The organism is Bradyrhizobium ontarionense, from assembly GCF_021088345.1.
Classification (GTDB): Bacteria; Pseudomonadota; Alphaproteobacteria; order Rhizobiales; family Xanthobacteraceae; genus Bradyrhizobium; species Bradyrhizobium ontarionense.
Genome location: NZ_CP088156.1, coordinates 6,007,904 through 6,020,293, shown reverse-complemented (window position 1 = coordinate 6,020,293; position 12,390 = coordinate 6,007,904). Strand labels below are relative to the sequence as shown.

8 protein-coding genes are annotated in these 12,390 nt (G+C 63.8%); 1 reads left to right on the top strand and 7 read right to left on the bottom strand.

The window, feature by feature from the left end; all coding sequences use genetic code 11:
- Positions 1–8: 8 nt before the first annotated feature.
- The 6 genes from LQG66_RS26455 to LQG66_RS26430 are packed head-to-tail and all read right to left on the bottom strand — an operon-like array spanning position 9 to position 7,897.
- Entirely contained in the window at positions 9–557 is a 549-nt protein-coding gene (locus tag LQG66_RS26455) for a nitrous oxide reductase accessory protein NosL (protein WP_231318574.1), read from the bottom strand.
- Positions 554–1,381 (bottom strand): ABC transporter permease subunit, encoded by an 828-nt coding sequence (locus LQG66_RS26450; RefSeq protein ID WP_231318573.1) that lies wholly within the window; start codon positions 1,379–1,381, stop codon positions 554–556. Before LQG66_RS26450 ends, LQG66_RS26455 begins: the two co-directional genes overlap by 4 nt.
- Complete coding sequence (locus tag LQG66_RS26445; RefSeq protein WP_231318572.1) at positions 1,378–2,283, bottom strand: ABC transporter ATP-binding protein; 906 nt, start codon at positions 2,281–2,283, stop codon at positions 1,378–1,380. The genes LQG66_RS26450 and LQG66_RS26445 overlap by 4 nt, the downstream gene beginning before the upstream one ends.
- On the bottom strand, positions 2,280–3,641 hold the full coding sequence (locus tag LQG66_RS26440; RefSeq protein ID WP_231318571.1) for a nitrous oxide reductase family maturation protein NosD: 1,362 nt from the start codon (positions 3,639–3,641) through the stop codon (positions 2,280–2,282). Before LQG66_RS26440 ends, LQG66_RS26445 begins: the two co-directional genes overlap by 4 nt.
- Positions 3,642–3,653: 12 nt before the next feature.
- Positions 3,654–5,609 carry a TAT-dependent nitrous-oxide reductase gene (gene nosZ, locus LQG66_RS26435; RefSeq protein ID WP_231318570.1) on the bottom strand — a complete coding sequence of 652 codons (1,956 nt, stop codon included), beginning with the start codon at positions 5,607–5,609 and terminating at the stop codon, positions 3,654–3,656.
- Between the two features lie 17 nt (positions 5,610–5,626).
- Positions 5,627–7,897: a NosR/NirI family protein gene (locus LQG66_RS26430; RefSeq protein WP_231327949.1), complete on the bottom strand. Its 2,271-nt coding sequence runs from the start codon at positions 7,895–7,897 to the stop codon at positions 5,627–5,629.
- A 196-nt stretch (positions 7,898–8,093) separates the two neighbouring features.
- Between LQG66_RS26430 and LQG66_RS26425 the strand changes: the two genes are divergently transcribed.
- Complete coding sequence (locus LQG66_RS26425; protein WP_231318569.1) at positions 8,094–8,993, top strand: ferritin family protein; 900 nt, start codon at positions 8,094–8,096, stop codon at positions 8,991–8,993.
- A 157-nt stretch (positions 8,994–9,150) separates the two neighbouring features.
- Here LQG66_RS26425 and LQG66_RS26420 read toward each other — a convergent pair whose 3' ends face one another.
- Positions 9,151–12,255: a DEAD/DEAH box helicase gene (locus LQG66_RS26420; RefSeq protein ID WP_231327948.1), complete on the bottom strand. Its 3,105-nt coding sequence runs from the start codon at positions 12,253–12,255 to the stop codon at positions 9,151–9,153.
- Between the last annotated feature and the right edge of the window lie 135 nt (positions 12,256–12,390).

Here is a 12,390-nt window from a genome sequence, read left to right as displayed (position 1 = left end):
GTTCCTCGTCAGTGGAGCCGCGCGTCCGAATGATCCTGTTGGCTCGGCTCGCCGGGCGCGTCGCTGCCGAGCACATAGGCACGCGGGATGTCCGTGAATGTCGTGACCCGGCCGCCATTCGTCGCGGCAAAGGCGGCGGCGGCCTCGCGATTCCCGAACGGTATTGCCTCTGCCGCGCCCATACCGCCCTTCTTGCGACTCTCGATGACGAAGAATGCCTTGCGCGCGTCGATCCAGTTCGTGGCACCCGGATCTTCCCAGCTTGCCGCACGCGCCATGTCCGAAACATAGATCGCCCGGATGTCGCGGGGCTGCTCGGGCATCAAGGTGAACGCCACGGTATCGCGGACCGAGGTGAACCAGAACGGGTCGATCCTGCTCGCCGTGATGATCTGCCCCTTCGGACCCGGATGCTCCATCAGGTTCATGCCGCAGAACACGCCGGTCGCATCGCCGTTGAGCGTGACCGGAGGCGGAACGGCTGATGTGTCCGCATCCTGATTGCATCCGGCCAGGAAGACGGTGACGAGAAAGGCGCAAAGCACACGCAGCGTCATAATTCCCTCCGCGCAAAAAACACGGTCGCGAGCCCGAGCGGGGCGGCAATCCAGACCATCAGGCCCAGCAGCAGCGCGCCGACGCCCACGCTCGCGGTCCCGGCCAGTCCCGCCATGCCCGCGAACTGGCTGACGTTGAACCCGGTCAGATTGGTCAGCCGGTAGAGATCCGTGGGATTGAGAAACAACAATGCCTCGAGAACCGGCGCCGAGATGATGCGCCCCTGATCGATCACCAGGACACCGAGCAGCCCCATGTCGAACACCAGAACCATCAACAGCCAGATGCCGACCGAGAGTCCCGCCGCGGTGCCGCGATCGCGAACCAGGCTGCTGATCAGGTATCCGATCGCGACAAAGACCGCGCCAAGCAGGATCGAGGTCCCAAGCATGGAGGCGAAGGCATACCAGCTTGCCGCCAGCACCGAGGCGCCGGTGACGGCAAGCGCAACGGCGGCCGCGCCATAGCCGATGACGGTGGCGAAGGCGAGGATCAGGACATGCCCGCAGAATTTTCCGAGGAGGACCTGATAGCGCCCTACGGGATAGCTGAGCAGCAGGATCATGGTGCCGCGCTCCATCTCGCCGACCACCGCGTCATGCGAGATCAGCAGCGCAATCAGCGGCAGCAGAAAGATGGTGAGACTGGACAGGCTGACCACCACCACGTCAAGCGCGCCGGCCCCGACGTTGCCGGTGGGCGCGCTGCCGAGAAATGTCAGGGACAGCGACAGCGCCGCCAGCAGCAGCGTGGTCGCCAGAACCCAGCGATTGCGCAGCCCTTCCTTGATTTCCTTGCCGGCGATGATGATGATGTTCCTCACGCGGAATTCTCCCGAAGAAAATGCGCATAGAGGTCATCGAGGGTCGGCGCCATGATCTCGATATTGGTGACGCGGGAGTCGCTGGCCGCGACCCGCAGCAACGCCATCTTGCGGGCCTCATCGGGCACCAGCATGACCCGGCCGTGCGGGGTTGCGGCGCCAGACCCGTTCATCCATGCCGGTGGGACGCCGCCGGCGCCGGGCGCGAGATCGAGCGAGACCCGGATCGGCAGTTGCGCGAGCGAGCGCAGTTCCGCCAGCGTGCCCTGCGCGACCAGAAGCCCGCGGTTCATGATCAGAACATGCTCGGCGCGATCCTCGAGTTCGTTGAGCGCATGCGAGGAGATCAGGACGGTGGCGCCGTCGTCGCGAAGCTCGTTGAGGATTTCATAGAAGGTCTGGCGCAGCGCGGGATCTAGGCCCGTCGTCGGCTCGTCGAGCAGCAGGACGCGCGGCCGTCCCAGCAGCGCCTGGGCCAACCCCAGACGTTGCCGCATGCCCTTGGAATAGGTTCCGACCCTGCGATCGGCGGCATGCATCAGGCCGACGCGGTCGAGCAGCGGCCAGGCCGAGGCCGGCTTGATCTGTTTCAGCCGTGCATAGAATGCCAGCGTTTCGCGCCCGGTCAGCGCGGCGTTGAACGCGACGTTTTCCGGCAGATAGCCGAGTAGCCGGCGCGCCGAGAATTCGCCGGCCGCGGGATCCTCACCCAAGACGCGGACCGCGCCGCGGTCGGCGCGAATGAGGCCGAGCATCAATTTGATCAATGTGGTCTTGCCGGCGCCGTTATGACCGACCAGCGCGCTGAGCCGACCCGGACCGAGGTCGAACGAGACGCCGCGCAGCGCCTTCACCGCGCCGTAGTCTTTCTCCACGCCGTTGACGGCGACGGTGACGGTCATCGCAGGCTCCGGCTGGACGTTGGTTTCGGCGGCGGCGCGATCAGGGGATGGGTATCGACGACACCGCCGGGATAGAGCGCGGGAAACTGCGCCTGCGCCCAGCGCAGCACCTGCACCGCCGGACTGTTGATCAGCACCTTGGCCGCCGGCGCGGTCCACAGCACACGATCGACCAGATCGTTCGGACGATAGGCGGTGTCGGCGATGCCGTCGCCGTTGAGATCGAATGCCGGATTGTCGCTCCAGTAGTTGCCGCGACCGCCCTTCGACCAGTCGAGGTCGCGGGTGCCGACATATTTCACCTGGTTGCGGTTGCCGACAAAGGCGTTGCCGGTGATCTCGTTGCCTTCGGAGCCGGCCGTGAAATGCACCCCGATGCCACAGCCCTCGAACCAGTTGTCTTTGAACTTGTTATGGTTCGTGTTGTAGATGAAGACGCATTTTTCCGGTCCGCTGCGCAGACCAGGGGTGCGCTTGATCTCCGGCACCATGCCCCGCTCGTCCTCCGGACCCTCGCCCTGGCTGGTTGCGATGGTGTCGAGCGCGCCGCCTGAGACCCGATTGCGGTCGATCTCCGAATAATTGGCATAGTTGAACAGCATGCCGTGGTCGCGGTCGCGATCCGAGATGTTATTGCGGATTTTCAGCCGGTTCGAATACATGATGGCGTAGCCGACATGATTGCCGACGGAAACGTTGCCGCTCACTTCGCTGTCGTTGGTGTACATGTAATGCACCGCGAACCGCACCTGCTCGAAACGGTTGTTGATGAAGCGGTCGTTGCGGCTGGTAATCGTGAAGATGCCGTCGCGGCCGTAGCGGAAGGTGTTCTCGGCGATGGTGACATCGGGCGCGTTCCACAGCGACACACCGTTGCCGGCCTCCTGCAGGCGCCCGCCCCGCGCACCTTCGACGATGTTGTGCAGCACGCGTGAGCCCGACGCACCATGAACATAGATCCCGAACAGATTGCCTTCGAACCGGTTGTTCTCGATCAGGGCGCGCTCCGCGCCCTTCTCCAGGAACACCCCTGAGTCCATGGTCTCCAGATCGTGGCCGGATCCCCGGATGGTTACGCCCCGGATCGTGACGTCCGGCGCCGTCACGGTGACGACATTGCCGGCGCCCGCGCCGACCAGCACCGCGCCCGGCCGTCCGGTGATGACGACGCGCCGGTCGATCCTGATCGCGCCCTTGTACTCACCCGGCGCGAGCTCGATCACGTCGCCGTCCCGCGCCCGGTCCAACACCGCCTGCAGCGGCTGCTCCAGGGCGGCCTTGATCGTCTCCGCAACCGCGAAGCCCGGAACTCCGGCGGCGAAGATCACCGCCGGAATGATGCGCGAGAACCAGAGCACGCGTCGTTCCCCTCAAGACGTCTTGGGTTCGACGAACATGCGGCCCTTCATCTCCATGTGCATGGCATGGCAGAACCACGAACAATAGTACCAGTAGACTCCGGCCTTATCTGCCGAGAACGAAACCGAGGCCGTCGCCATCGGCGCGACTTCCATATTGATCCCGTAGTTCGTAATTGCGAAGCCATGGGTGAGGTCCTCCACCGCATCGATATTGGTGATGTAGATGGTGACCAGGTCTCCCTGTTTGACCTGGAACTGCTCCAGGCCGTACGCTGGCGCGGTTGACGTCATGTAGACGCGAACCTTGTTGCCGTCCCGGATGACCTTGGAATCGGCCTCGAGGTTGATCCCATCGGCCTTGGCCTGTTTGACCGCATCAGCAAACATCGGATCGGCACGATCCCAGATCGAAATCGGGTTGATCTTGGAACGATGAACGATCGTGGCGTCATGGGGTTCGGCAAAGCTCGGACCGTCATGAACCAGTTTCATCTTGTCGCCGGAGATATCGATGAGCTGATCGTTCTCCGGCTTCAGCGGACCGACGTTGAGGAACCGATCCTTGGAAAACTTGTTCAGCGAGATCAGCCACTTTCCGTCGGCTTCCTTGGTCTGCCCCATCGACGTGTGATTGTGGCCGGGCTGATAATGGACGTCGATCTTCTGGATGATCGGGTCGACCTTCTCGCCTTTGAACGCACGCTTTGCCAGGTCGATGTTCCATTTGCACACCTGACTGTCGAGGAACAGCGTCGTATAGGCGTTGCCCCTGCCGTCATACGCCGTATGCAAGGGCCCAAGACCAAGTTCCGGCTCCGCAACCACGACGTCACGCGGCTTGATCTTGTCGTCGAAAAGCTGGTCGAACAGCCGCACATCCATCACCGTGACTGTCGGCGAGAGCTTTCCGGCAGCGACGATATGAATGCCGTCCGGCGCCGTGTTCATGCCATGCGGATTGTTTGAGACGGGGACATAGCGCGTATATTGCGAGCCCTTGCGGCCATCGATCACCGGCACGCCGTTCATTTCCTTGAAGTCGCCCTTCTTGACCGCCTCTTCGATGCGCTTGAGGTTGAAGATGACGACCCAATCCTGTTCACTGGCGGTCATCTCCGCCAGCGTGACACCCTCCTCCGAATTGTAACAGGTGGAGAAGGCATATTTGCCTTGGTAGTCGGCGTCGACATTGTCGAGGTTGCCGCTGACGATCACCTGCCAGGCGACCTTCATGGTATCGCCATCGATCGCGCTGAAGATCGCACGATACTGCTTCGGATCGTCGAGGGTCTTGCCGTCGTTTGGCAGCGGCACGCCATCCTCGCCGTTTGCGAATACATAGCCGGTGCGCGGGTATTTCTGCACGCGCAGGCCGTGCACCGAATGCTGGTTCGGAAGCTGAATGATCTTGTCGCACTTCATGACGTCGAGGCGCACCCGCGCGACACGGGTATTGGCCTTGTCGTTCATGAAGGCGTAGCGCCCGTCATAAGTGCCGTCGGTGAACGAGAGATGCGGATGATGTAGGTCGCCGTTCGTGTAGGTGCCGCCGCGCGTCTTGAGAAATTCGCGGGTTTCGGGAAGCAGCCCCTCGGTCAGCACTTTCAGGCTTTCGTTGGTCAATCCCCAGCCGGTGGCGCTGCAGCGATTGAACACCGGAACGCGCATCAATTCGCGCATCGAGGGAAGCCCGACAATGCGCAGTTCGCCGGACTGGCCGCTGGAAAAGAAGGTGTAATATTCGTCGAGTTCGCCGGGCGCCACCTCGGTCTTCTGAAGAACCGCGGGTCGCGCGGCTGGCGCTTGCGGAGCGGCGGTCTTGGTCTGCGCATCGGCGGTCGTGACAAATCCCTTGCCATCCGTGCCGAGACCAACGCCGCCGGCGAGACCGACACCCGCGGCCGCCGCGGTCGTTCCGAGCAGAGTACGCCGGCTGACGTTCTTTCCGTTTTCGCTGTCGCTCATCATAGCCTCCAGGGCTTTCAGGTTGCAGGTGGTGTGACCGCATCGGCGGTCGGCAGGTCGATAGGCTTGCTGCCGGCGGTGATAATCGTGCTCGGCCCCTTGCCGCCGCCGCGCATCGAGGGCGACGACAGCGCATCGCGCTTCTCGCGCTTCAGCCGCACCTGAATCATGTGCGGGCAGCGGTGGTCGTCGAAATACAGCTCCTGGCAATGCATGCAGTAGATGCACTCATTGACGTTGATGTGCCCCTCGGGGTGAATCGCCTGTACCGGGCATTCCTTGGCGCAGCGCTGGCAGGGCGAGCCGCATTCAGGCCAGCGCCGCAACCACTCGAACATCCGGATCCGCCCCGGAATCGCCAGCGCCGCACCGAGCGGGCACATGTAGCGGCAGAAGAAGCGCTCGACGAACAGGCCGGCGGACAGCGTCGTCAAGGCGTAGATGACATACGGCCATTCGCGCGCGAACTTCAGGACGATGGCGGTCTTGAACGGCTCGACCTCCGCCAATTGCTCCGCAAATGCGGTGGAGTACAGCGACATGCCGAACAGGCCGAGGAAGATGATGTATTTGATCGGCCACAGCCGCTCGTGCAGACCCCACGGCAGCCTGTATTGCGGAATCTTCACCGCCTGGGCGATGTTGTTAAGCAGTTCCTGCAGCGCCCCGAACGGACAGAGCCAGCCGCAGAATGGCCCGCGTCCCCAGAACAGAAGTCCGGCGGCGATCGAGGCCCAGAGCAGGAAGATCAGCGGAGCCGACAGGAAGTATTCCCAGCTGAAGCCGGTCAGCAGCGAGTTGGCGAAGGTCAGGACGTTGACGACAGAAAGCTGGGCGTTCGCGTACCAGCCGAGCCAGACCAGGATGAAGAGCAGATAGCCACGGCGAATCCATGCGTAAAGCCTGGGGCGGCGCACCAGCGTATTCTGGAAGAAGAAGATCAGGGTCAGCGCGCCGAGTGCAAACACCGTGGTGGCGATCTTGACTACGTCACCGCGCCAGATCTTCATCCACAGCGGGTCGTCTTCCGACGGCGCAAGAATGTTTCCCGCCGCGATCCTTGCGGCGACCGGGGCCTCGCTCGCTGCGTGCCCCGCCGACGGTACGGCGGCGGCCTGCGGCCGGAGCGGCGGCGCCGGCTCACGTTTTTGATAGGCGTCCGGCAGCGTGTAGCCGAGATCGAAGGTGAGCCAGGCTTTTTCCCGAGTTGCGACCACGCGCTGGACCAGGAGTTGCAGCACCCACGGCTCGGTCGGATCAAGGGCAAACTCCGGGGGCACCACGAACAGCGCAATCTCGGGGAACTCAGGCGCGCCAGCGGCGGCAAGGCCCCCCAGCCTGGTGTGGTCGCGGTCGCGAAAGCGGATACTGTTGGTGTCCTGGATCAGTTCGATGCGGTCAAAGATGCCGCCGCGGACATACGCCGCTCCCTTGAACGAATACCGGCCCGATCCCGCGACCACCAACGCCTGCTGGCCGGGCTTGAGCCGGCCTACCAGCCGGTTGAAGCCTTCATCACCGAGCAGGCTGCGGCCGATGGTCGACACCGCGACGTCGGCAACGTAGAGGTCGATAAAACTGTCGTCGGGATCGCCCTCCTCGGGATGCGCGGCCGCTCCTGCGCTGCCCGATTTCTCGAAGGCCTTGTTGACGTCGGCAATGGTGAGGGTCAGCCGGCGGACCGAACCGTCACCGACGAGGCTCGCCCAATCGCGAATCTCGCTCTTTCCGGGATCGATCACCTTGGCGGCCTGCGGCGCCGCGCTGGCGGTGGCGTTACCCGGAGCGCCGAGCCGGCCGCCCCTGATCAGCTTGGTTGCGGAGCGGACGATGCTGTCGCCCATCACCAGCACGGTGACGGTGGCGCCACTGACGATGTCGACCTGCGGCGCGGGCGCCGTGCCGCTCGCGACGCGGCCCATGTCGGTGCCGATCAGCTTGTTGACCGCCTCCAATATCCGCGCCACCGGAATGCCCACGAGCACGATGGGTTCCTTGTGATCGACGAGCTTGAGGCCGGTAATCACCCCCTTCGGATCGATGCCGATCAACAGCTGGATCGGCTTGCCGGAGTAGCCGATGGCGTTGGCAAAGTCGGAGTTCAGGTAGACGAAGCCTGCGAGTTGATCATCCTTGTAGGCGGGCGCAATCGCAGGATCGCCCTGCATCGGTCCAAAACGGTTCGCGCCCGGCACCAGTTCCGCCGGCTCGGCCTTGGCCAGATAGTCGTTCAGCCGGCCCGCGGCGCAAGCCTGGCCGAGGCCACCGAACCAGCCGAAAATGGTCAGGGCTGCAACTACGACAATGAGGTTGACGGATTTGTTCAAAGCGCATGGTTCCAGAATTCAGCAGAACGCCGTTGTTCTGGAGTGCGAGCGTCATAGTCCGCGACGTCTTGCTTAGGACACCGCCCAGCTTGATGTTTGCGCTGGATCAAACTGCGGCACTGTTATCGAGTCAAACTACAAAGAGAGGATATCCGACATGCGCAGTGAGCCGCTTCTGACCGCCGTGCCGCCGGGTCCGGTGCGGAACTTGGCCGAGCTCTACGCGATCGCGTTCGATTTCGCGCAAAAGGCTGTCCAGCGCTACGGTGAGCTTGCCGCGAGAGACGACGACGGCTTTGCTCCGCTGCGCCGCGTCTTCGAAGCGCTCGTCACGCGTGAGCGTGATCGTGCCGCAACTCTCACGACCGCATGCCGCGCCGCGTGCGGCAAGCCTCCTGATGCGAGCGATCTGCGCTGGGCTCCGCTTGATCTCGTCCCGGCCGCGGAATTGGCCGAGATCGAGAACTCCGGATTGTCGACCGCTTACACCGCGTGGGCGCTCGCGGTGCGCCAGCGTCAGCGCGGCTTCGTGTTCTGGACCTACGTCGTCGCGCTTGCCGAGGACGCAGCCGTCCGGCAGACCGCGGAAGGCTTGGCGCGCGAGGCGCTCGACGACGGCAATCTGCTGCGTCGTGAGCGTCGGGCAGCCTGGCGGACCGAGCGGAGGGCCGCAGCTGATGCCGCCGCGAAAACCGGCGCAACCGAGCAGCCCGAATCGGCGGCGTTGCTGGAGAGCCTGCTGCTTCGGGACATGATGACCTGGGCGCAGGGGTTGGACCCCGCCCAGCGCCAACAGCTCTTGACCCTCGGTGCGGCTCCGCTGCCGGAGCCGCTGCCACCGCCCGACGGAAACCGCACTGACGAAGGCATTGCCGATATCGAACAGATCAAGCGTCGCGCGCTGCGCCGCGCGGAGCAGCTGTCCAACATCTATCTCGACGAAGCCGATCGCGCCGGCGATCACAACGGCATGGAGTTAGCGCAGAAACTTGCCGGGCATTCCATCATGCGCCTCGCGGGGCTGCGTCAACTTGCCGCCGAATCAGGATGGCGATGATCCGCAGACCAGCGGATGCATCTTCTAGCTCGCGCCGGCCTACACCGCCTTCGACATCGCTTGGCGGCAACTAAGTCGAACGATTCGAACGAGAGATCTGCGGGATCTCTCCGGTTGCGATATGTAGCTTGGCACCGCTGGACATCACGCAAGGCCGTTATTGGTCCAGCAGGTCGAAAAGCTCCTCGACACGTTTCAACGGATGCTCTTCGCTCTTGCTCGGATAGATGACGCGGTCTCCATCGCGTTGCAGCAGCCGCGAGCACGATTTCCTGAGCCGCCCCGCGAGCAACGTTGCCGCAATCGCCTCCGGTCCTACATCCAGCCGGATAATTCCCCTCTCCTTGCAACTGATCCTGAGCCTCGCGACGGCGAAGAAATCGACCGCAGACGGCGGCAGCTTACCAAACCTGCGGAGCGTTTCGTCCTCGAGCTCCTCCAGCTCGTCTTCACCTCGGCACCGAGCGGCCCGAACATAGATTTCAAGCCTGACCGCTTCCGATTGCACGTAGCTCGACGGCAGCAGTTCCGGAATCGGCAAGTTCAACTCCGGGACCCAGAACGCGGACATTCCAGCGCGATCGCCTTCCAGTGCCAGATTCAGCAGATGGCCATAGAGCGTGGACCCGAACACCTGCATGTGGCCCGACTGTTTGTCGGAGAGCAGATCGCCACCGCCGCGGAGGTCGAGATCCCGTGCGCCGATCGCAAATCCCGCACCAGGCCGGCTGAGTTCTTCGAGAACGGCCAGCCGCTTCTCCGAACGCTCGGAACCTGAATCGGTGAGGAAATGCGCAAACGCCCGGATGCCGCCGCGCCCCACCCGTCCCCTGAGCTGATGCAGCTGAGCCAGCCCGAACTTCTCCGGCCAGCATACCACGATGGTGTTCGCGCGCGGGATGTCGAGACCGCTTTCCACGAGGTTGGTCGCAAGCAGAACATCTGCGTTGCCCTCGACGAACCCCATCAGCCGCTCGTCGAGCTCATCGGCGGGCAGCTTGCCATGAAGGCTGGTGATGCGCAGTTCAGGCGCGAGGGAGTGAATCCGGGCCAACATCGGATCGAGATCCTGAATCCGGGGGCAGATGACGAAGCTCTGACCGCGCCGCCTGTGCTCGCGCAGCAGGGCGGCGGCGATCGCGGCATCGGACAGCGGCGCGACCCTGGTGGCGATCGGGACGCGATGAACCGGCGGCGTCGCGATCACGCTGAGATCCCGCAATCCGGTCAACCCGGCCGCAAGCGTGCGCGGAATCGGTGTCGCGCTCATCCAAAGCCGGTGGCCATTCTTGTTGAGGCTCGACAGCGTCGCCTTTTCAGCCGCACCGAAATGCTGCTCCTCATCGATGATGACCAGGCCGAGATCGGAAAATTTCACGTCCTTTGATGCCAGCGACTGGGTTCCGATCACGACTTTCAGTGCCCCGGTCTTGAGGCTGTCCTTCACCTGCCGCGCTTCGGCGGCCGACGCGACCCGCGAAAGGTTTCCGACCTCGATGCCGAGAGGTGCAAAGCGCTTTCGAAACGTCTCGACGTGTTGTCGCGCCAACACCGTCGTCGGCACCACGATTGCGACCTGCTTTCCCGCCAGCACCGCGGCCGCAGTCGCGCGCAACGCCACCTCGGTCTTGCCGAAGCCGACATCGCCGCAGACGATCCGGTCCATCGCGTGGCCCGAGGCCAGATCATCCAGCACGTCGCCGATGGCTTTCGCCTGGTCTACCGTCGTGAAATACGGAAATCGGGCAACAAACTTCTCGTAGCTGGCAGCGCGTGGCACCAGCTTCGGCGCCAATCGACGCCGTCGCTGGCTCAGCCGCTTGGCAAGTTGCTTGGCGACAATCTGAATTTCGTTCTCGGCGCCGGCCCGGCGGGGCCGCCATGAACTTCCATCGGCCTTGTCGAGCGAAACGTTGCCCAACTCCGATGCGTAGGGCCAGATCAAGGTCAGCTCAGCCAGCGGGACCAGCATCGCGTCATTCCCGGCGAACACCAGCCTCACCATTTCCCGCGCCGACAGGCCTGCTGCGCCCATCGCACGCAAGCCGTCCAGGCGGGCCAGCCCCCGCTGCAGATGGACGACCACCGAACCAATCGGAGGAACGTCCACCGCATCGAATCCCGGCGTCCAGACCGGGCTCATCGTTTGAGGATGATGCGCCCTGCTTCCGAGCACGTCGCCGGCCGTGATGACCACGATGGGCTTCTGCCCAGGAATGACAAAGCCCGCATCGAAGCCCGCCAGAACGGCCGCCTCGCGTCGGCCTCTGACTGTCGCTTCCGCCCAGTCCGCGACGCATGGCGCCTTCACGCCGCTCATCCGGGCCATCAGGCGCAAATCCGCCTCCACGGCAGCGACGAACAGGAGGCGCGCCCCCTTGCGTTGCGCCTCCTCGACGAAAGTGCGCAGGGCCTTGCGGGGCGAGGCCAGCCTGGAAAATTCGGGAATCGGACGATAGGTAGCGGTCGGCGGCAGCACATCGATCTGCTTCGTCGCCTGCTCCCATTCCCGTCGGCTCAGATAGGCGCGATCCCGCTCCGCGCGGGCAGCCGCTTCTTCGATCGTGCTCAGCCAGGCACCGGCCTGCGCGGGTACGGCCGCGTCGGCGATCCATGTGGCGCGCGCGCAGTAGTCGAACAGGCTGGACTTCTTCCGGCCGCGATCCGTGAATGCCGCCCGCTCGGACATCGGGTCCACCAGCAGCTCTTTCAGCTCGGAAACGACTTCCTGATCGACCGGATTGAATGCCGTGATCTGCCGGATCTTGCCGCCGGAATGGCCGATCCGGAACGGGCCGGGCGCGCCGGCCGGAAATATCTCGAACGTATTGCCGTGAAACAGCACGCCGCCGGGAAAATCCGGACTGTCGTCGAGATCGTATCCGAGCCCTTCGAGACGGGCCTTGAGATCGGCTTCCGAATGCGCACCGCCGATCTTCAAGGTCAGGTTGACCCGCGACCAGTTCGCCGGCAGCGGCAGCCGTTCCATCACGGCTTCAGGCGTGGTGATCACAAGGATCGGCTTCTTGGATGCGGCAAGGCGTCTCAACACCGAGCTTCGCCGGCCGGCGATGTCTTGCGAGGGCTTCAGCTGATCGAACGGCAGCGTATTCAATCGCGGGAAGACGAGCACGTCGCAGGCGGGGTCGAGCGCGTGGATGATCCCGCCCAGCCGTTCCGCCCGGCCCTCGTTTTCGCAGAGAAACACGAGACCGCCGCGGCCGGATGTCTGCCACTGCGTCAGCAGATGCAGTGCCAACATCCCCAGCGGAGATGAGGAGGATATGCCGGGCCGGGACGAAGCTGTCTTCCTTGACGAAGTGGCGGCGTCCTTTCGCGAAGCAGCCTTCTTTCGTGGAGCAGTCGTCTTTGGTGAAGTCGCCTGCTTTGGAGAAGC

Excerpts from the sequence above, each read along its gene's own strand:
- LQG66_RS26455 (WP_231318574.1), bottom strand. The coding sequence starts at position 557 with ATGACGCTGCGTGTGCTTTGCGCCTTTCTCGTCACCGTCTTCCTGGCC.
- LQG66_RS26445 (WP_231318572.1), bottom strand. The coding sequence starts at position 2,283 with ATGACCGTCACCGTCGCCGTCAACGGCGTGGAGAAAGACTACGGCGCG.
- nosZ (WP_231318570.1), bottom strand. The coding sequence starts at position 5,609 with ATGAGCGACAGCGAAAACGGAAAGAACGTCAGCCGGCGTACTCTGCTC.
- LQG66_RS26425 (WP_231318569.1), top strand. The coding sequence starts at position 8,094 with ATGCGCAGTGAGCCGCTTCTGACCGCCGTGCCGCCGGGTCCGGTGCGG.
- LQG66_RS26420 (WP_231327948.1), bottom strand. The coding sequence starts at position 12,255 with ATGTTGGCACTGCATCTGCTGACGCAGTGGCAGACATCCGGCCGCGGC.